The sequence below is a fragment of the Bradyrhizobium sp. 147 genome (genome assembly GCF_023073935.1).
Classification (GTDB): Bacteria; Pseudomonadota; Alphaproteobacteria; order Rhizobiales; family Xanthobacteraceae; genus Bradyrhizobium.
Window position 1 is genome coordinate 65,377 of the sequence record NZ_JADPKL010000025.1, and the last position, 19,160, is coordinate 84,536.

Sequence of the window (19,160 nt, forward strand, 5' to 3'; positions counted from 1 at the left end):
TCCGGTTTCATCGGAGGCATTTGTTTTGATGTTGGTTGTGAAGCCGATTGCAAAGATACGCCGGCTTTCGCTGGTTCAGCGCAAATCGATCAAGCAGATCTGCCGGGAATTGAAGGTCTCTCGGGAGGTGGTCCGCAAGGTCCTGCGTTCGGGGCAAACGGAGTTCCGCTACGTGCGCAAGCACCAGCCGTTGCCTCGGGTGGGTGCATGGCGCGATGAGCTTGAGCGGCTTTTGGCGACCAATGCGACGAAGCCGTCGCGGGAACAGCTGACGCTGATCCGGATTTTTGAGCAGCTTCGCGATCTGGGCTATGACGGCAGCTACAGCTCGGTCTGGGGGCATACGCGGGCCTTTGAGGAAGAACGGGGCAGCGCCGCCGCCGATGCGTATGTTCCGCTAATCTTCGCGCCGGGCGAAGCCTACCAGTTCGACTGGAGCCACGAGATCGTTGTTCTGAACGGGGTGACGCGACGGTGAAGTTGGCGCATATGCGGCTGTGCCATAGCCGGATGTTCTTCGTCAGGGCTATCTGCGCGAAAGCCAGGAGATGGTGTTCGACGCGCAGGATCGGGCGTTTGCCTTCTTCCGGGGCACCTGCACGCGCGGCATCTATGACAACATGAAGACGGCTGTGGAGACGATCTTCATCGGGAAGGAGAGGCAATACAACCGCCGCTTCCAGCAGATGCGCCGCCACTATCTTGTCGAGCCGGTGGCCTGCACGCCGGCGTCGGGCTGGGAGAAGGGCCAGGTCGAGAACCAGGTCGGGCTGTGCGCGAGCGCTTCTTCACGCCGAGGCTCCGCTTCAAAAACCTGGAGGAACTCAACGCCTGGCTGCTCGACCGATGCATCGCTGTGCGGGAAGGCCTCGCGAAGCCTGAACTTGTCCAGCGCGCGCCGCGACGACAGCCGGAGGATCGATTGATGACACTCGTCGCCCGCATTGCCATTGCCGATCCGGACCTCAGTCTGCGGGCGATCGCGGCACAGCTCGAGACAATGCGGGAGCGGACGCCGCGCGGCGGCTGGCAATGGGCGGCCTCGTCGGTCGAGCATCTGCTCGATCATGCGAGGCGTCTCGGTTTAACGGTGCACGAACCCGCTGACGGCTGAAACGGGCATCCGCCGCCGTTCTCCCGCCCTCCCGTTTCGTCCTGGTGTGACAAATAAGGAGAAATTCTACTCTCCCTCTGGCGTAACGTCGGACCCTGCCCACAAGTGCGGAAGACTGGCGTTGTGATTCCTGATGTTCAGAGCCTTCCATTGCAGCGCGGGGGAAGTTCCCTATCGCGTGCTTGACGGCGGCATCGCCTTGGAGACTGCTGACGTCGATCCGTCCCTCTTCGTAGAGAGCATCAAGGAACGACATCTCGCCGCGATCATGTTCGAACAAGGGCGCCAGTCGTTCTTGCCATTCGGCCAGCACGAGCTCGCACCAGGCTTCCGGGCGGCCGTCCTTGTCGAACATGTCGCTCTTCACGACGGTCAGCAATTTTCCGCGGAGTTCGTTGGTGTCGTAGCTATATCCGTTCAGCGAGGCCGTCCGCCAGTTCAGGTCCGCCCCGATCGCGAGCGTAGCGAGCTTGACCTGTTTCCAATCCAGCCCGCGGACGTGCAGCAGGCGCGATGCGTCCTAGAGATCGCGCGATGCGCAGCGCGCGGCCATCGCGACGCTTTTTCCGGCGGCGATCTCGCGCAGATCCACAACGGGGATTTTCTTCGCGGTGTAGCCGCCCAGAGGAACGGAATTCATTAGCGACGTCCCGAAGAACGGCGTGCGGTACATGTAGTTGACGTCGACCTCGATCGTGCCGGGCCGCCGATGGGCCGAAACGTACCTGAAGCGCCACTTTTCGCCGCCGTGTTCGTCGCGCGGGGTTCGGAAAAGTTCGTAGCTGTAGTTCCCCATAAGGAGTGGCAGACGCTTCATGATGAGCGCCTTGTCGGCGAGCATCGTTTTTCCGATCTTCGGCACCGACGTAGTTCAAGTCGATATCCACCGACAGACGATCGAGACCGAGATAGAACAGGTTGAGCGCCGTACCTCCTTTCAAAGCGAACAGATGGCCGATCTCCCTGTCCTTGGTGAGTCGGTCGAGCACGTCTATGAGCGGACCACGCGTTCGATTGTCGCGGCTTCGAACGACAGTTCATTGGAAAGCTTCTCCAGGGGTTCTACCGAGATCATGGCGCCATCTCCGGAGAGCCACCTTCGAACGAAGGATGTGGAATTCGCTAGGCAGCACCACGTTCCATTCCGGATGCGCCTCGCCGGCCTGGGACGTCGTGCCTAGCACCGCGCGCGGCGACGACGGTGCCAACCGTTTCAAAATCCTTCAGCATCTCGTCGTCGACGAAGAGGTCTTCGCGACGGCTCTCCAGCCAGCAACCGAGGATACCAGCGAGCGACTGGTTCTCGCGAGCTGTCGTCAACTCGACGAGCTTGGTCACGTCGAGGGCGCGCACGGTCGGTAGCGCGTTAGAGAGTTCTTCGGTGCCCGCCGCCAGGTCGGGCCGCTCGACGCAGTCGACGAGGGTGCCGATGACGCCGATCAGCCCGCGGCCGGTTCGCATCGGCAAAAACAGCCGCTTGGCGCCCGGCAGCGTATCCGAGCCGCGTCCGGCCGGGCGATCGTTGGACCAGGTCCAGTTCGCCGCTGCAGGTCGGCCCTGTCGAGTTCATCCTCGGGCGGATAGCCGGATTTACGGTGAGCACGCCGTCTTCCGGCAGCAGCAGCACGACGCGTACTTTCAGCATCAGCGCGGTCTGACAGGCGGTCGCCCACAGCACGTCGTCCAGTGTTGCGGTGCCCGCGAGCTTGCGGCTGAAGGCGTACAGGGATTCGGTGGTGCGGAGCCTGCCGATCGCCGTAACCGCCTGGGTGCGGACCCGCGCCGCGACATTCGAGACCAGGATCGCAATCAGCATGAAGAAGAAGAAGGCGGCGACGTTGGTCGGTTCGGTGATCATGAAGGTGTAGACCGACGGCAGGAAGAAGAAATTGTAGCACAGCGAGGCGGCGACGCTGGCGCAAGGCCGACGGCCACGACCAGCGTACCGCCAGATCAATGAGAGGACGTCTTCAAGACGCTCGCCGCACATAAACTCAAGCGATACCGCCTGACTATTCCTCTGGCGGCTGACACTGATCCATGGGTAGCGACGCGCTTCACCTCGATCGTAGGCCTTGCCGCCAACTATGGCGTCATTCTTGAACCTGTTCTGGCGCTTCCGCTAACGTGGGGCGACAAGACCGATGCTGGCAAGTATCCTGCCGGCGACGCTGCTGCGATCTACTCCCAGGGCCACAATCGGACCCTGGCATTCGTTCGCCAGTTCGCATCTTCAGTCGGCGACTGAGAACTTGGTAACGAGATCAATCTGACCTTCCGTGATGGCAACGGCTCTCCATTGTTCGGCAAGGGATGGACCTCTGCCGAGTTCGCTGCATATCCGTCGATGGCCGACTTCGCCAATCTCTTGCGGGGAATGTCGGACGCGATCGAGCAGGTACGCCGCGACACCGGCAGAAACCTTCGGCGCATCGTCGGCACCACATCGACGATGTTCAGCTACATCGACTTCATGAAGGCGAATGGCGTCAAGATCGATGTGCTCGGCTATCACTAGACGAGCATGCCGGCGTGGACCCGACGAACTACTGGGGGCGGAGTTCGTCCCAACTTCAACCTGTTCACAAAGCTATCGAGCTACGGCGTTCCAGTCGCCATCAATGAGATGAACGGCGCCGAGATCTACGACGCACCCTTCGTCAACACCTCGACGTCTGCCTCGATGTCGGCCTGTAACTCAAACCTAGATGCGATGCTGGCGAAGTTCTCTCAGCATTCGTTCATCGAGTGGATCGATCTCTACGAGCTGATGGACGAGCTGGACAAGACTGGTCCCGAAGGTCGGTTCGGGCTGATGTTCAATCTGTCGACCCCGAAGCCGCTCATGTCGACGATCGGTCATTTCGTTTTCCTGTCGATCACCCTGATCGCTTCAGCAACCTCAATGACCGCAACCGCGCATCCGGCATCGGCCTGTTCAATGCCGGTCGCCAGCTTGGCTGGTCTCATGGGAGCAGCCCTGCTCCACAGATCGATCGGCGATACCCGACCTGTCGGCTTGGAAGCTCGCGGTTCAGAGCGGCACGCTCATTGATCAACGCTCTTTGGCCTGTGAGAGACCAATCCGTCCTTCATCGCGCTCCGCGAATGTCTCCCCAGACTTCGCTTGTTCAGCAAAGGCCACAATGCTTGCTTCCGTTTCGGCGATCTGAGTCTTCATCTGTTCGGGACGCGCGGACCATCCGCCGCCATGCGCCTGATGCGGTCGATTTCTTCGGCTGTCTGAGCCTGCACCTCATCGGATCGAACGTGAGGGGGCGGCAATGCGTAGAGCTTCTCGAACTCATCGCTTTCGCTCTGGAGCACGATCGACGAGTAGTCGGAAAATACGATGAGGGCATCGACCAGCTCGTCGGTCTCGTCTAGGATCAAAACTCACGCACGCGGCGAGCCTTTGGATCATTTTGTGGCGGCCGCTGAAGAGGATTCTGATTCGACATCCAGGCTATGATCCAATGGGGATGACAGAGGCTCAGCTCGCTGTTCCGGAGTCGTTCGAGAAGGCCGTTTGATAAAGCTCCTCAATCTTCGTTCGTCTGGCGTTAATTGGGAGAATTCGTTGTCACGGGCGCGCTTTGAGTCGCCCTTCATTCTGTTGCAAGAATCCGAAGAGATTGTTGAGGGTGCGCTCCGGCATGTCGATCATGTTTTCGACGCCCGCCCGGAATGTATCGAAGCTCCGCAAGAACCGGATTTCCTTCGGAAGATCCTGTTCGATGGTCCTCTGCACGCATTCGTACAGAAACTCCGCGTGCGGCGATTTTGTCTTAGGATGGCGGCTGAAAAACCGGAAAGTGGATGCCGGCGGATTGAATCCGTCGTACCCGGTGCGGCCATTGCCGTCCTCGAATGGATGGATGTAGACGAACTCGAAGGCCAGCACGGCGGCAGCCACGACGGGGTCAAGCTCAATTGACGAGGCCTGGTCGAACGCGATCAATCCGTGGACGAGGGAAGCGATATCTTCGTGATGCGCGCTGATATGGTCCGGAATGGGTCTCTGCGTCTCGTGGTCATGCTCACCGACGAAACCGCCTTCCTTCCGAAAGCCGAGCTTCACGAAACGCTCATCACCGATGACAATGCGGTGCAGCCGCAAGAAACACCGTCTCATCGAGCGGCGTCCATCCTGCTTCGCCGATGACCCTATCCCACCGCTGGATAAGATCCTGCGGCGGCTTCTCGCCTTCGATGACGCAGCTCGATTTTGAATCCTTGAGGAGAAGGGTCAATTGCGCGGGCCCGCCGCAACGCCCTGGCCATGGCGCCTGGCTCGGAACGCCGGCGCGCCCGTCAGGATCCGGCCCGATGGGCCTCGATGTGTTCAGGAGGACTCGGTAAGCGTAGGCATAACCGGGTTCCTTGCCGATCGGCGGCCACCGCGGAGGACCACATGCTGCTGCTCGGCCGCAGGAACGCCATGGAGGGTCGTGACCTTCCTGCTCGAGACGGACATCCCGCACCGCGGCCGCCGGCCTGATGGCCGTCCGAGTGCCGCCGTGACATCGGCGACTATATCGGCCTCATCTTGGAGACGGTCTCGCGAGCCCTGTCTATCAACGACGACAGGGATGCTCTCCCATTCACTGGAAGTCCGCCGCACCTCGTGCGGAAGGCTACCGCTTTACGGCTTAGCCGGGGCCTCTTGCGGCGGCTCGTCGTCGGCAATTGCCCGCCACGCTGCGCCGTCGAAGTCGTCATACTGACCGCTCCGAAGCGACCAGAGGAAGGCGACGAGGCCTGCACCTCCGAGTGCCAGCGCCAGCGGGACTAGGATCACCAGGATTTCCATCACGCAATCTCCCGCGACGCGCTACGCCCCCGCAGCGAATTCAGCATGACCAGGATCGACGAGCCGCTCATCGCGGCTGCTGCGATCAGGGGCGTCACGACGCCGCTGATCGCGATCGGCACCGCCAGGACATTATAAGCGATCGCGAGCCAGAGGTTTTGCAGCATCAGGCGCAGCGCCTTGCGCGCGGAATCGATGGCCGCGACGACCGGCGCCAGCGGCCGGCCGAGGAAGATGAGATCGGCGGTCGCCTGGCTGAGATGCGCGGCCGAGATCGGCGACATCGAGACATGAGCGGCCGCTAGCGACGGCGCATCGTTCATGCCGTCGCCGACCATCAGCACCTTGGCGCCGCGCCGCTTCAATTCCTCGATCCGCGCGATCTTGTCAGCGGGCGTGACGCCGGCGCGCCACTCGGGAACGCCGAGAGAATAGGCCGCCGCCCTCACCGCCGGCTCGCGATCGCCGGAGAGAATTTCGACGCCGATGTTGCGCGCCTTCAGCGCCGCGATCACGGCTTGCGCATCCGGGCGGAGGCCCTGACGCACCGAAAGGATGAATTTTTCGGCCCCCTTGCAGAAAGCCACGCTGGAGGCTTCGGGATCTAGACCGGCACCGTCGCCGACCAAGGCATCGGCGCCGCAGAACGACGGACGGCCGAGACGAATCTCGACGCCGTCGACCGTTGCCCGCACGCCCTGCCCGGCCTCCTCGATTGCACCCACGATCGGCGATTTGGCGACGGCGGCCTGCGCGACCGCGGCGGCCACCGGATGATGGCTCGACAGTGCAAGTCGACCGGCGAGGTCGAACATGTCTGCGGGGATGTCGGCCGCATTCGTCACCTCTAGATCGGGCAGGGTGAGCGTGCCGGTCTTGTCGAAGATGACATGATCGGCTTCGGCCAGCCGCTCGATGGCGTCGCCGGAATTGAGCAGCACGCCGGATTTGAACATGGCGCCGGAAGCGACAGTCTGCACCGTGGGAATCGCAAGGCCGAGCGCGCAGGGACAGGTGATGATCAAGACGGCAACGCCTGTCACGATCGCATCATGCCAGCCCGCGCCTGCGATGATCCAGCCGAGGATGGTGAAGAGCGCAGTTGCATGCACCACCGGCGCGTAGAGCCGCGAGGCGCGGTCGGCGAGCCGCATGTAGCGCGAGCGGGCCTGGAGCGCGTTGTCGAGCAGCCGCGTGATCTCCGCGAGCAGCGTCGCCTCTGAGGCCGCCGAGACCCGCACCCGCAACGTGCCCGAGATGTTCATCGATCCCGCATAGACCGGCGTGCCCTGCTCGGCGGTGACATAGAGCGTCTCGCCGGTGATCAGGCTCTGGTCAATCTCGGAGCGCCCCTCGATCACGGTGCCGTCGACCGCGCAGCGCTCGCCGGGCCGCAACAGCACGATATCGCCGGGATGAATCGCCGCCGCCGGTACCTGCGAAATTTCATCGGGGCCGACGAACTTCGCCGCGGTCTCCGCCTTCAGCGCGGCGAGATTGCCCGCGACCGCGCGGGTCCGCCGCCGCATGTTCTGGTCGAGGAAGCGGCCGACCAAAAGAAACGTGAGCAGCATGATCGCCGCGTCGAAATAGGCGTGCTCGGCGTGGTGGATGGTCTCGACCACGGACATGCCCAGCGCGAGGCACACGCCGATCGAGATCGGCACGTCCATGTTGGTGGTCTTGTGCGACAGCGCGCGCCAGGCCGAACGGAAGAACGGCTGGCCGGCATAGGCTGCCGCCGGCAGCGCGATCAGCGCCGACAGCCAGTGGAAGAAGTCGCGCTGCTCCGGCAACATGTCCGAGACATTGCCGGACCACACCGGGATCGACAGCATCATCACGTTCATGGTGGCGAACGCGGCGACGCCGAGACAGCGCAGCAGGAAGCGCGATTCGGCAACTTCAGTCGCCTCCGCGCTCTCGGTCTCGTAAGGGTAGGCCTTGTAGCCGAGCTCTTCCAGCCGATCGATGAGACGGCTTGGGTCGAGCGTGCCCTGCTTCCATTCCAGCGCGACGCGCCGGTCGGTGAGGTTCACCCGCGCCAGCGTGACGTCGGGAATCGCCGACAGTCCGCGCTCGATCCTGGCCATGCATCCGGCGCAGTGAACGCCGTCGACGGCGAGATCGATGTGCTGGACGCCTTCGCCCGCGGTCCGGACGTAGTGCGAAAAGTCCCGCGTGATCCGCATGGCGAAATCCTTCAGTTCAGAATCACGCGGTTGCGTGACAGGAAGACGCGCGTCCCCCGCGCCTCACCCGCGATCACCAGGTCCCACTGGCCCGGCGCGAGGGACGCGGCATCGCCGCGATAGAGGCCGATGCCCGCCTCGGTGAGCTCGACGGCGAGATCAGCGCGCTTGTCGGTCGGCCGCTCCAGGCGTCCGCCGAACCTCAACCCGCTCACCGGCTGCCCGGCAGCGTCGCGCGCTTCGACCTGGAGCACGGCATTGCCATCGGCGCGCCGCTCGATATGAGCGTTAACCTGCCATTTGCGCGCGGCTTGATCCTGCGCCGCCGAGATCTCGCGGTCATAAGTGAGGCCTGCGGCATAGGGGCTGTCGACGTCGGTGCCGGGCAGCGTCGCGATCGCGAGCTTCATCATGGTGACGTTGACGCCGATCACGACGCCGAAGAAGGCGACCAGCATCAGGAACACCTTGGTCCCGGTGAGCGGCTTGGATGCCATGGGTGTCTCCTGGACTTACGGCGCGACGAAATTGTCGGTGGCGGATGCGGCCTCGCCGAGCCCGATATCGGTGACGTGGAAGCGGACGAGAATCGACTTCTCCGGATTGCTCTGCGCCGGCGCGGTCACGAGCATGCGCAGCTCGCTGGTGGAGTCGCGGGGGATCACGATCATCGGCCGGTCCGGCGTCACGGAGTCGACGCCGATGACGTGAATGGTCGCGTTGACTGGGCCGTTGGCGTCGATGGCGATGACGCGGTCATAGCCGCTCTTGTTCAGCAGCCGGACCGTGTAGGCGTTGCGGATCGAGCCGTCGCTGAGCCTGACCGCGACCGGATTGCGGTCGTGCAGCACGTTGACATCGAGCAGGCTGCGGGTCGCGAGGGTGTAGATCATGATGCCGCCGACGCCCGCGATGATCGCGCTGTAGGCGACCGTGCGGGGCCGGACGATGCGGTAGACCGGCGCCTTGCCTTCCTGGCGGCGATGGATGTTGATGTCGTTGTCGTAGCCGATCAGCCGCTTCGGCCGGCCGATCTTGGCCATCACGTTGTCGCAGGCGTCGATGCAGAGCCCGCACTGGATGCATTCCATCTGCGGTCCGTTGCGGATGTCGATGCCGGTGGGGCAAACCGCGACGCACTGGTAGCAGTCGATGCAATCTCCGACCTGCTCGCCGAGCGCACGCAGCTCGGCGGCCTTCTTGACCGAGGTACGCTTCTCGCCGCAATCGTAGCGGTAGGTGACGTTGAGCGCCCATTCGTCGGTGAGCGCCGCCTGGATCCGCGGCCAGGGGCACATATAGACGCAGACCTGCTCGCGCATGAATCCGGCGAGCACATTGGTCGTCGCGGTGAGGATGCCGATCCAGGCGTAGGCGATCATCGGCGCCTGAAAGGTGACGAGCTCCTTCACCAGCGTCGGCGCGTCGTTGAAGTAGAGCACCCAGGCGCCGCCGGTCCACCAGGCAATCAGGAGCCAGATCGAATGCTTGAGCACGATCTCCAAGATGCGCTCGAGCCTCATCGGATCGGACGATTTGTCCTTCTTCATCCGCTCGCGCCGATCGCCTTGGATCAGGCGCTCGACAGCGTAGAACAGGTCGGTCCAGACCGTCTGCGGACAGAGATAGCCGCACCAGATGCGGCCGCCGACCGAGTTCATCAGGAACAACGCCACCGCGGCGACGATCAACAGGCCCGTGAAGTAGTAGACCTCCTGCGGCCACAGCTCGATGAAGAAGAAGTAGAAGCGGCTGTTGGGCAGATCGATCAGCACCGCCTGGCTGGGGGCGCCGAGACCGCGGTTCCAGCGCACGAAGGGCAGCAAGTAGTAGAAGCCGAGACAGAACGCCATTAGGCCCCATTTGATCCGGCGGAACGTGCCGGAGACGCTCTGGGGATAGACCTTCTTCCGGGCAGCGTAGAGCGGCCCGTAATCGTCGTCCGATGTGAGTTCGTTCGGGTTCACGATCTTGTTCATCGCCTGGTACTTTTTGACAGGTGCGATTAAACCTAGACCCGACGCGGCGCCGTCCATTGATCCAGCGCAAACGGGGGCGTTTTGTTCGCCCCCGTCTTCCGTCAATGGGCTATTTTCCACCGCCCAGCGAGTGGACATAGACCGCCATGGCCTTGATGGTGGCCGGATCGAGCCGCCCCTCCCAGGCCGGCATGACGCCGCCGCGGCCCAGGCTGATGGTTTCGATCAGGCTCGCCTCGTCCGAGCCATAGAGCCAGATCTTGTCGGTGAGATTCGGCGCGCCCATCTCGGGGTTGCCCTTTCCGCCGTCGCCATGGCAGGCGACGCAATTCTCCGCGAAGATCTTTTCGCCCTTCGCCGCGTCGTAGCCCTTGCGGGTCGACAAGCCCGATACCGACCGCACGTAATTGGCGACGGTGACGATCTCGTCGCCCTTCAGCACGCCGTCCTTGCCGAAGGCGAGCATTTGGCCCTCATGCGCCTTGGCGTGACCGGAACGCGCGCCGAACTGGATGGTCTGCATGATCTGGTCGAGCGTGCCGCCCCACAGCCAGTCGTCGTCGTTCAGGTTCGGATAGCCTTTCGCGCCGGCGCCGCCGCTGCCGTGACACGGTGCGCAATTGTCGCCGAACACGGTTTTCCCCTTGGCGCGGGCAAGCGCCAGCAAGGCCGGATCCTTTTCGATGTCGGCGAGTGAGGCCGCGCCGAGCGCCACCATCTTGTCGCCGCGGATCTTCTCGAGATTGGCGAGCTCGACTGCGACGTCGGCGCGGGACGAGAATCCGAACATGCCCGTGGTGTTGCTGGAGATCAGCGGCCAGGCCGGATAGACGAGCCAGTAGCCGATCGCCCAGACGATGGTGAGGTAGAAGGTGACTACCCACCAGCGCGGCAGCGGCGTGTTGAGCTCCTTGATGCCGTCCCACTCGTGCCCGGTCGTGGACCTGCCGGTGACGGAATCGATGTCGCTATGATGATCGGTCATGATCTCTCACTCCTCCCGCAACGGCAGGTGTGCCGCTTCGTCGAAAGCGGGCTTGTTGCGAGGCCAAAATGCGTAGGCGATGATCGCGAGAAAGATCGCGATGAAGACCGGCGTCCAGATCGTGGTCACGAGACCGGACGCAAGATTGTCGAGTGTCAGGATGGCTTTCATCGTTGATGCCTTCTCAGCGAAAATTGGCTTTCTCGTTGTAGATCTTGAAGTCGACCAGCGTGCCGAGCATCTGCAAATATGCGATCAGCGCGTCCATCTCGGTCGGCGTGCCGGTCTTGCCGTCGAAATTGCGCACGACGGCCTTGGCGTAGCGCTTGCTGAAGGCATCGCTGCCGGAATTGTCCGGATCGGCCTGGGCCTTCATATCGGCGCCGGCGCTCGCGATCTGATCGTCGGTGTAGGGCACCCCGACGGTTCTCAGCGTACGCATGTGGTCGGCGATCATGTCGGGATCGACCTCCGTCTGACTGAGGAACGGATAGCCCGGCATCACCGACTGCGGCACGATCGCGCGCGGGTTGGTGAGATGGGTGACGTGCCAGTCGTCGGAATATTTGGCGCCGACGCGGGCAAGATCGGGACCGGTGCGCTTGGAGCCCCACTGGAACGGGTGGTCGAACATGCTCTCGGCGGCGAGCGAGAAGTGGCCGTAGCGCTCGACCTCGTCGCGCAGGGGGCGGATCATCTGCGAGTGGCAGAGATAACAGCCTTCGCGGACGTAGACGTTGCGGCCTGCGAGCTCCAGTGGCGTATAGGGCCTGACACCGTCGACCGCCTCGATCGTGCTCTTGAGGTAGAACAGCGGCGTGATCTCGACGAGACCGCCGATCGCGATCACCAGCAGGATGCCGACGATCAGGATGATCGAGTTCTTTTCGAAGACTTGATGGCGTGTCCAGAACGACATGGAAAACTCCTCATTCCGCCGGCTGAAGAGCGACGGGCCTCTGGACTTCCGCTTCGCCGACGCGAACCGTCATCCAGAGATTGTAGGCCATGATCATCGCGCCGATCAGGAACAGGGCGCCGCCGGCGGCGCGGATGATGTAGAAGGGATGCATCGCCTCGACCGTCTCAATGAAGGAATATTCGAGGAAGCCGAGCGAGGTGTAGGCGCGCCACATCAGACCCTGGAGGATGCCCGACACCCACATCGCCGAGATGTAGAGAACGATGCCGAGGGTTGCGATCCAGAAGTGCCAGTTGACGAGCTTCAGGCTGTAGAGGCCCTTGCGATTCCAGACCCACGGCACCAGGCAGTAGAGCGCGCCGAAGGAGACGAAGCCGACCCAGCCGAGCGCGCCGGAATGCACGTGACCGATGGTCCAGTCGGTGTAGTGGCTGAGCGAGTTGACCACCTTGATCGACATCATCGGGCCTTCGAAGGTCGACATGCCGTAGAAGGCGACGGAGACGACGAGCATGCGCAGCACAGGGTCGGTGCGCAGCTTGTCCCAGGCGCCCGACAGCGTCATAAGGCCGTTGATCATGCCGCCCCAGGAGGGCATCCACAGCATGATCGAGAAGGTCATGCCCAGCGTCTGCGTCCAGTCCGGCAGCGCCGTATAGTGCAGATGATGCGGACCGGCCCAGATATAGAGGAAGATCAGCGCCCAGAAGTGGATGATCGACAGCCGATAGGAATAGATCGGCCGCTCGGCGCGCTTCGGGATGAAGTAGTACATGATGGCGAGGAAGCCGGCGGTCAGGAAGAAGCCGACCGCGTTATGGCCGTACCACCACTGGAACATGGCGTCCTGGATGCCGCCCCAGGCGACGTAGGATTTGGAGCCGAACACCGAGACCGGGAGGGCCGGATTGTTGCCGAGATGCAGGACCGCGATCGTCACGATGAAGGCGAGATAGAACCAGTTTGCGACGAAGATGTGCGGTTCCTTGCGCTTGATGATGGTGGCAAGGAAGACGAGCAGATAGGCTACCCACACAATCGTCAGCCAGAGATCGGCGTACCATTCCGGCTCGGCATATTCCTTCGACTGGGTGACGCCGAGCAGATAGCCGGTGCCGGCGGTCAGGATGAAGAAATTGTAGCCGATCACGACGAACCAGGGCGCGAGGTCGCCGGCCAAGCGCACGCGGCAGCTCTTCTGGACGACGTAGAAGGACGTCGCGATCAGCACGTTGCCGCCGAAGGCGAAGATCACCGCGGAGGTGTGCAGAGGACGCAGACGGCCGAAGCTGGTCCAGGGCAGATCGAAGTTCAGCGCCGGCCAGGCCAGTTGCGAGGCGATGATCAGGCCGACGAGGAAGCCTGCGATGCCCCAGAACATCGCCATGAAGGAGGAAAACTTGATCGGGCCCATGTTGTAGTTGGGGCGGCCGTTGATCTCCGCCGGCGGCAATGCCGCCGGGCGATCGAAGTACCGGTTGATTATGCAGAACACCGCCGCCAGGCTCGCCGCCGCGCTGAGCGCAGCGTGGAAGGCGAAGGGCGCGTCGAGCGCCTTGGCCGAGGCGATCACGCACAAGAAGGCGGTGATTGCGAACACGACAGCCAGGCCGCTTTCACCTGACGTCATGGATTTGGAGAGGGCGGGCTGGCTCATGCGGATTCTCTCTGAAAGAACACGCCGCCAGAAACCACATCCGCCCTCGCGGGGAATTGATTGAAATCAAGCTAGCTGGATTTCCGTTGACGTGAGACCGATGCGGATCAGGGAGTAGTATCAATTGCTTGCGCACGGCACGGCGCACACCGCGAAGCATTGCCTCCGGGAGATCACGGAGCTTGAAATCGCGGGAATCAAGGCAGTTTCGTCAGTACCGCGCCGTCGCCTTGAGCGCCGCGATGACGTCCTCGCGGGCGATGATGCCGACCAGCTTCCTTGCGCCGTCGAGCACGATGATGCTCCTGATGCGATGCTCGACCATGATCTGGAGCACGCGCGTCAGCGTTGTGTCGGGGCTGACATAGATGAACTCGGGCGTCATGACGTCGCCGATCTTGCGGCTCATCAGGTCGGGATAGCGCGGCAGCATCTGGCTCGGCGTGAAGGCGAAACACTTCAGGATGTCGAATTTGGTGACGATGCCGACCACCTGCCCGTCATCCTCGACTGGATAGGAGTTGAAATCGTCGCGCTCGAACATCTCGCTGAGTTCGAGCAGGTCGAGATCGCACTGAGCCGTCCGTACGTTGCGTGTCATGTAGCCGCCGACGGTCTGTTCAAGAGACTTGTACACGGCGCGTCCTCCTGGATTGGTCTGGGTTCGCCGGCCGTCGGTGCGACAGGAACATGCAGCGGGCCGATTGCGTCATCAGATGATGCGTGGCGCCGCCGAGGATCAGCTCGCGGAAGCGCGAATGACCGTAGGCGCCGGCGACGATCAAGCCGGCGCCGATGTTATAGGCGATCTTCTCTAATTGCGCGGCGGCGGTTTGGTTTCTCGCGGCTTCCGGGATGCGCGCGATCGCAGCGAGGCCGTGGCGAGCGAGCCATGTGGCAACGTCCGTGACGCGCCCCATCGCGGCCGAGCCGTCGCCAGCGTATTCCGAAAGCTCGACGATGGTTATGTCCTTCGCGTTGCGCAGCCTCGGCAATGCATCGACAACCGCCCGCCGTGCCTCGGGCGTGTCCTTCCAGACTATGAGCACGCTACGCACATCGAGCCAGTTGACTCCGTCGGTTATCATCAGGAGCGGCCGGCCAGCCTGCATTACCAGATCCTTCAGGCTTGCAAGCGAAAAGGCATCGGAGAAAGCGGGCTATATCCGCCGCTGACGACGATGTCGGCGCACCGCACCTGCGCCAGGACAAACCGCCTGGGAAAATCCAGGGCGCTGCGCCATTCCGAGTGTCCGCCGCGCGCCTTCGTCGCGGCGCGGATTGCGCCTCCAGCTCGGCAAGGCGTTCCTGACGGAAGCCTGCTCCCGATCGATCAGCCTAGGGCCTCGGCGCCATCTGCGAAATAGAGCGGCGGAGCGAACTGCGCCGCGGCAACGCCGACAATGGTCGCCTCGAACCGCTCGGCGAGTTCGCCCGCGACCTGAAGACGTGCCTCGTTGGGCTGATCGAGCGCCAGGCTGACCACCACGGTCGGATATGTCATCGGGAGCCTCCGGGCAGTACGTTGCTGTGGAAATCTAGCCGCGCCGACGCAAGGCAGGATGAGGTAGATCAATTTTCGGCGCCCAGTTGGGAGAAATCCGCCGATCAGACATCCGAACTTGCCTCCGGTCCGGCCTTGGGCGAAATTGCCGCCACGGGACCCCTCCGCGGGAGAATGGGAGCAATAGCTTGTCGCTGAGCCGCGTAACGCATCCGCCAGAGGACGCTCGCGGCGAGCATTTCGGCGTCCGGATCGAAGGCTTTGGCGTCGGCACCTGGGATCTCGATCTCAGGATGCGCGAGCTGGAGTGGTCGGAAACCGCGAGAATGCTGCTCGGCATCGAACGGAATCAACCGGCGAGCTATGAACTCCTTCTCTCGCGCCTCGGTCCCGCGGACCGCGCGCGCCTGGAGAGCGCGATCGAGCATGTCGTCGACCACGGCGGCGGCTTCGACGTATCCTTCAGAGTTGCCAATGCCTCAGGCCTGGGGCGCTGGATTCGCGCCCGGGCAGGTCTCATCCGGGACGACGCCGGTGCCGCCCGCCATCTCAGCGGCATCTTTCTCGACGTCAACGAGGAGAAACAGGTTGAGGAGGCACTGCGCACCCGCGAGACTCACCTCCAGTCGATCCTCCAGACCATTCCCGATGCAATGATCGTCATCGACGGCCACGGCATCATCCAGCTCTTCAGCACGGCGGCCGAGCGCCTGTTCGGCTGGCCCGAGCAGGAGGCCATCGGCCAGAACGTCAGCATCCTGATGCCTGAGCCCGACTGCACCCGCCACGACGGCTACATCGCGCGCTACCGCACCACCGGAGATCCGCATATCATCGGCATCGGGCGTATCGTGACAGGCAAGCGCCGCGACGGAATCACCTTTCCGATGCATCTGGCGATCGGCGAGATGCAGTCGGGCGCCGAGCCTTATTTCACCGGATTCATCCGCGACCTCACCGAGCATCAACAGACCCAGGCGCGGCTCCAGGAATTGCAGTCCGAGCTCGTCCATGTCTCGCGGCTGACCGCGATGGGCGAGATGGCCTCTGCGCTCGCCCACGAGCTCAACCAGCCGCTGGCGGCGATCAGCAATTATATGAAGGGCTCACGACGGCTGCTCGCCGGCAGCAGCGATCCGAACACACGGAAGATCGAAAGCGCGCTGGACCGCGCCGCCGAACAGGCGTTGCGCGCCGGCCAGATCATCCGGCGCTTACGCGACTTCGTGTCTCGCGGCGAGTCCGAGAAGCGGGTCGAGAGCCTGTCCAAGCTGATCGAGGAAGCCGGCGCGCTTGGGCTTGCCGGCGCCCGCGAGCAGAACGTGCAGCTCCGCTTCAATCTCGATCCGGACGCCGATCTCGTCCTCGCCGACCGGGTGCAGATCCAGCAAGTCCTGGTCAATCTGTTTCGCAATGCGCTGGAAGCGATGGCGCAGTCGCCGCGGCGCGAGCTCGTTATTGGCAACAGCCGCATCGCCGATGATGTGATCGAAGTGGAGGTGTCCGACAGCGGGTCCGGCTTCCAGGGCGACGTCATTTCAAACCTGTTTCAAACCTTCTTCACCACCAAGGAGACCGGCATGGGCGTGGGACTGTCCATCAGCCGCTCCATCATCGAGGCTCACGGCGGCCGCATGTGGGCCGAGAGCAACGCATCGGGTGGCGCAACATTCCGCTTCACCCTCCCGGCAGCCGACGAGAACTGATTCATGACAACCAAGGGACATGTCTACGTCATCGACGACGACGAGGCGATGCGGGACTCGCTGAACTTCCTGCTGGATTCCTGCGGCTTCGGCGTCACCCTATTCGACAATGCGCAAGGCTTCCTCGGCGGCCTGCCCGGCCTCGCCTTCGGCTGCGTGGTCTCGGACATCCGCATGCCGGGCGTTGACGGAATCGAGCTTCTCAAGTGCATGAAGGCGCAGCACAGTCCGTTCCCGATCGTGATCATGACCGGTCACGGCGACGTGCCGCTCGCAGTCGAAGCGATGAAGCTTGGTGCGGTCGACTTCCTGGAAAAGCCGTTCGAGGACGACCGCCTCGTCACCATGATCGAGGCCGCGATCCGCCGGGCCGAACCGGTCGCCAAGAACGAGGCTATCGCGCAGGATATGGCCGCCCGTGTGGCCTCGTTGAGCCCGCGCGAGCACCAGATCATGGAGGGGCTGATCGCAGGTCTCTCCAATAAGCTGATCGCCCGCGAATACGACATCAGCCCGCGCACGATCGAGGTCTACCGGGCCAATGTGATGACCAAGATGCAGGCCAACAGCCTCTCGGAACTGGTCCGGCTGGCGATGCGCGCCGGCATGCTGAAGGATTGAGGCAGGTCAAGGCACGTGTGCGGGCCTGTGGTAGCCACGCAGGCATGATCGAGATCGGCTCGCCCCATCAGCGGCCCCCAGGCGCATCGGCAAAGCCCACCGTCTACGTGGTCGACGACGATGCCGCTGTGCTGGGATCCCTGCGCTTCCTGCTGGAAACCGAGGGCTTTGCCGTGCGGACCTTCAGGAGCGCTCCGGCGCTGCTCAATGCGACGACCCCGCCCGGCGCGGACTGCTACGTGATCGACTACAAGATGCCTGACATCAATGGCATCGAGTTGGCCTGGCGGCTGCGCCAATCCGACGCCGACAGGCCCGTGATCCTGATCACCGGCTATCCCGACGGAAATATCTCGGTAAAGGCAGCGGCGGCAGGGATCACGGACGTGATTTTGAAGCCGCTCCTCGATGAAAACCTGGCGAAATGCATCCGCCACGCCATCCAGGACAGGCGCGGCCACTGACCTACGGGATTCTCCGTAGGTAAACCTCCTTAAGATATCGCTCGAAATTTCCGGATCGCGCGATCCCGCGTACCAATGCACCATCACAACGGAGATGGCGCAGATGCTGACCCAGACGCTCAAGACCCAGGCGATTAAGACGCAAACCGGCGGTAAGATCGCTCCCGCGCGTTCCGTTTCCGAACAATTCGGCGCGATCGCCGGACATGCCGGCCTCGTTGCCACCGAGTTCTCTTATCGCAAGGACGAGGAGATCTATGGCGGGGATGAGCCCGCCGAATATGTCTATCAGGTCGTCTCCGGCGCGGTGCGCAGCTACAAGCTGCTCTCCGACGGCCGCCGTCAGATCGGCGCGTTCCATCTTCCCGGTGACGTGTTCGGCCTCGAACCCGGCCAGACGCATCGCCTTGCGGCCGAAGCGATTATCGCTACCAGCGTACGCCTCGTGGAGCGAGCCAGCCTCGAAAGGTCCGCCAGCACCGACGTACAGGTCGCGCGCAAGCTCTGGGTCATGACGGCGGGCGAGCTGCGTCACGCCGAAGATCACATGTTGCTGCTGGGGCGCAAGACGGCGATGGAGCGTGTTGCAACCTTCCTGCTCGAAATGGATCGCCGCCTCGCCGTCGCCGGCATGATGGCACTGCCGATGTGTCGGCGCGATATCGGCGACTATCTCGGCCTCACGCTCGAGACCGTGTCGCGCGCGCTCTCGCAGCTTCACGCAAAGCGCATACTCGGCTTCTCCGGCGCCCGCCAGATCGTACTGCGCAACCGCCAGCGCCTGCACAATCTCGATGCCTGATCGCTTTCACCCGGCCGCGTTTCTCCTCTCCGACTTGGCCCGCCGAACGCATTTTGGTGGGCCTTTCTTGCCGCAATCAAGCCGCGGGCTGCGTTTCCGGCCAAGAGGATCAGAGTTGCCAAAACGTGTGCCAACTGCTCCGGCGGAGTTGAAGCCCAAAACGACCAAACCGGTTCGACCTCTCCCATCAGGTTGTGGCCTAGCAGCCGGCCTGACGTTACGGTGCGCGCAGGCGAATGCGGCGCGGATGTTGACGTCCTCTAGATCATCCTGATTTTCGCGGTACTGGGCCTGCTGGCAGCTCTCGCACCAGTGACGCTGGTCTGGATCTCAGTCCGGGTCCTTCAATGCCGAATCCTGAAGACAACTTTGTCGAGCCCGCCGCAATCTCCCCTATGAGG

The 19,160-nt window shown here is 62.9% G+C and carries 19 protein-coding genes and 5 pseudogenes; 9 read left to right on the plus strand and 15 right to left on the minus strand.

The features are described from left to right. Window positions 1-28: 28 nt before the first annotated feature. Together istA and IVA87_RS07215 are read left to right on the plus strand one after the other, a co-directional pair. Window positions 29-844: pseudogene (gene istA / locus IVA87_RS07210) on the plus strand (IS21 family transposase); the annotation flags it as partial. 12 nt (window positions 845-856) lie between these two features. After that, window positions 857-1,114, plus strand: a pseudogene (locus tag IVA87_RS07215) (recombinase family protein); the annotation flags it as partial. A gap of 407 nt (window positions 1,115-1,521) precedes the next feature. On the opposite strand, the gene IVA87_RS35300 reads toward IVA87_RS07215, so the two are convergent. The 3 genes and pseudogenes from IVA87_RS35300 to IVA87_RS07235 all read right to left on the minus strand — a co-directional run. Beyond that, window positions 1,522-2,109, minus strand: a complete 588-nt coding sequence (locus tag IVA87_RS35300; RefSeq protein WP_346658344.1) for a nucleotidyl transferase AbiEii/AbiGii toxin family protein — start codon at window positions 2,107-2,109, stop codon at window positions 1,522-1,524. Between the two features lie 127 nt (window positions 2,110-2,236). Beyond that, window positions 2,237-2,452 carry a hypothetical protein gene (locus IVA87_RS07230; RefSeq protein WP_247333287.1) on the minus strand — a complete coding sequence of 72 codons (216 nt, stop codon included), beginning with the start codon at window positions 2,450-2,452 and terminating at the stop codon, window positions 2,237-2,239. Between the two features lie 87 nt (window positions 2,453-2,539). Further along, window positions 2,540-3,032 (minus strand): annotated as a pseudogene (locus IVA87_RS07235) (DUF4118 domain-containing protein); the annotation flags it as partial. Between the two features lie 429 nt (window positions 3,033-3,461). On the opposite strand from IVA87_RS07235, the gene IVA87_RS07240 reads away from it, so the two are divergent. Together IVA87_RS07240 and IVA87_RS07245 are read left to right on the plus strand one after the other, a co-directional pair. After that, window positions 3,462-3,632, plus strand: coding sequence for a hypothetical protein (locus IVA87_RS07240; protein ID WP_247333114.1), 171 nt, complete (start codon window positions 3,462-3,464; stop codon window positions 3,630-3,632). A 108-nt stretch (window positions 3,633-3,740) separates the two neighbouring features. Beyond that, window positions 3,741-4,169 (plus strand): hypothetical protein, encoded by a 429-nt coding sequence (locus IVA87_RS07245; RefSeq protein ID WP_247333115.1) that lies wholly within the window; start codon window positions 3,741-3,743, stop codon window positions 4,167-4,169. A 122-nt stretch (window positions 4,170-4,291) separates the two neighbouring features. Here IVA87_RS07245 and IVA87_RS07250 read toward each other — a convergent pair whose 3' ends face one another. Both IVA87_RS07250 and IVA87_RS07255 read right to left on the minus strand, forming a co-directional pair. Then, entirely contained in the window at window positions 4,292-4,507 is a 216-nt protein-coding gene (locus IVA87_RS07250) for a hypothetical protein (RefSeq protein ID WP_247333116.1), read from the minus strand. 190 nt (window positions 4,508-4,697) lie between these two features. Next, window positions 4,698-5,234: a Fic family protein gene (locus IVA87_RS07255; RefSeq protein ID WP_247333117.1), complete on the minus strand. Its 537-nt coding sequence runs from the start codon at window positions 5,232-5,234 to the stop codon at window positions 4,698-4,700. Between the two features lie 282 nt (window positions 5,235-5,516). On the opposite strand from IVA87_RS07255, the pseudogene fixK reads away from it, so the two are divergent. Continuing rightward, a pseudogene (gene fixK, locus IVA87_RS07260) lies at window positions 5,517-5,690 on the plus strand (nitrogen fixation protein FixK); the annotation flags it as partial. A gap of 69 nt (window positions 5,691-5,759) precedes the next feature. On the opposite strand, the gene ccoS reads toward fixK, so the two are convergent. From ccoS to IVA87_RS07310, 10 genes and pseudogenes are all read right to left on the minus strand, one after another. Then, a complete protein-coding gene (gene ccoS, locus IVA87_RS07265) occupies window positions 5,760-5,927 on the minus strand; it encodes a cbb3-type cytochrome oxidase assembly protein CcoS (protein WP_247279006.1) in 168 nt (55 codons plus the stop codon). Further along, window positions 5,927-8,119, minus strand: a complete 2,193-nt coding sequence (locus IVA87_RS07270; protein ID WP_247333118.1) for a cation-translocating P-type ATPase — start codon at window positions 8,117-8,119, stop codon at window positions 5,927-5,929. The genes ccoS and IVA87_RS07270 overlap by 1 nt, the downstream gene beginning before the upstream one ends. An 11-nt stretch (window positions 8,120-8,130) precedes the next feature. Further along, window positions 8,131-8,616, minus strand: coding sequence for a FixH family protein (locus tag IVA87_RS07275; protein ID WP_247278979.1), 486 nt, complete (start codon window positions 8,614-8,616; stop codon window positions 8,131-8,133). A 15-nt stretch (window positions 8,617-8,631) separates the two neighbouring features. Beyond that, window positions 8,632-10,098, minus strand: coding sequence for a cytochrome c oxidase accessory protein CcoG (gene ccoG, locus IVA87_RS07280; RefSeq protein ID WP_247333119.1), 1,467 nt, complete (start codon window positions 10,096-10,098; stop codon window positions 8,632-8,634). Window positions 10,099-10,207: 109 nt separating this feature from the next. Continuing rightward, window positions 10,208-11,083, minus strand: coding sequence for a cytochrome-c oxidase, cbb3-type subunit III (ccoP, locus tag IVA87_RS07285; protein WP_247333122.1), 876 nt, complete (start codon window positions 11,081-11,083; stop codon window positions 10,208-10,210). A 6-nt stretch (window positions 11,084-11,089) separates the two neighbouring features. Next, window positions 11,090-11,254 carry a cbb3-type cytochrome c oxidase subunit 3 gene (locus tag IVA87_RS07290; protein ID WP_247278982.1) on the minus strand — a complete coding sequence of 55 codons (165 nt, stop codon included), beginning with the start codon at window positions 11,252-11,254 and terminating at the stop codon, window positions 11,090-11,092. Between the two features lie 13 nt (window positions 11,255-11,267). Beyond that, entirely contained in the window at window positions 11,268-12,002 is a 735-nt protein-coding gene (gene ccoO / locus IVA87_RS07295) for a cytochrome-c oxidase, cbb3-type subunit II (protein ID WP_247333124.1), read from the minus strand. Window positions 12,003-12,012: 10 nt separating this feature from the next. Beyond that, entirely contained in the window at window positions 12,013-13,662 is a 1,650-nt protein-coding gene (ccoN, locus tag IVA87_RS07300; RefSeq protein WP_247333127.1) for a cytochrome-c oxidase, cbb3-type subunit I, read from the minus strand. A 211-nt stretch (window positions 13,663-13,873) separates the two neighbouring features. Further along, complete coding sequence (locus IVA87_RS07305) at window positions 13,874-14,299, minus strand: CBS domain-containing protein (protein ID WP_247302481.1); 426 nt, start codon at window positions 14,297-14,299, stop codon at window positions 13,874-13,876. Next, a pseudogene (locus IVA87_RS07310) lies at window positions 14,283-15,166 on the minus strand (universal stress protein). Before IVA87_RS07310 ends, IVA87_RS07305 begins: the two are co-directional and overlap by 17 nt. A gap of 188 nt (window positions 15,167-15,354) precedes the next feature. On the opposite strand from IVA87_RS07310, the gene fixL reads away from it, so the two are divergent. The 4 genes from fixL (at window position 15,355) to IVA87_RS07330 (ending at window position 18,759) form a co-directional block, all read left to right on the plus strand. Then, complete coding sequence (gene fixL, locus IVA87_RS07315) at window positions 15,355-16,872, plus strand: sensor protein FixL (protein ID WP_247333129.1); 1,518 nt, start codon at window positions 15,355-15,357, stop codon at window positions 16,870-16,872. Window positions 16,873-16,875: 3 nt separating this feature from the next. After that, the gene (fixJ, locus tag IVA87_RS07320) at window positions 16,876-17,493 is read left to right on the plus strand and encodes a response regulator FixJ (protein ID WP_247333131.1); all 618 of its coding nucleotides are present in this window, start codon (window positions 16,876-16,878) and stop codon (window positions 17,491-17,493) included. A gap of 44 nt (window positions 17,494-17,537) precedes the next feature. Next, the gene (locus IVA87_RS07325) at window positions 17,538-17,957 is read left to right on the plus strand and encodes a response regulator (RefSeq protein WP_247278990.1); all 420 of its coding nucleotides are present in this window, start codon (window positions 17,538-17,540) and stop codon (window positions 17,955-17,957) included. A 103-nt stretch (window positions 17,958-18,060) separates the two neighbouring features. Then, window positions 18,061-18,759, plus strand: coding sequence for a helix-turn-helix domain-containing protein (locus IVA87_RS07330; RefSeq protein WP_247333133.1), 699 nt, complete (start codon window positions 18,061-18,063; stop codon window positions 18,757-18,759). Window positions 18,760-19,160: the final 401 nt, after the last annotated feature.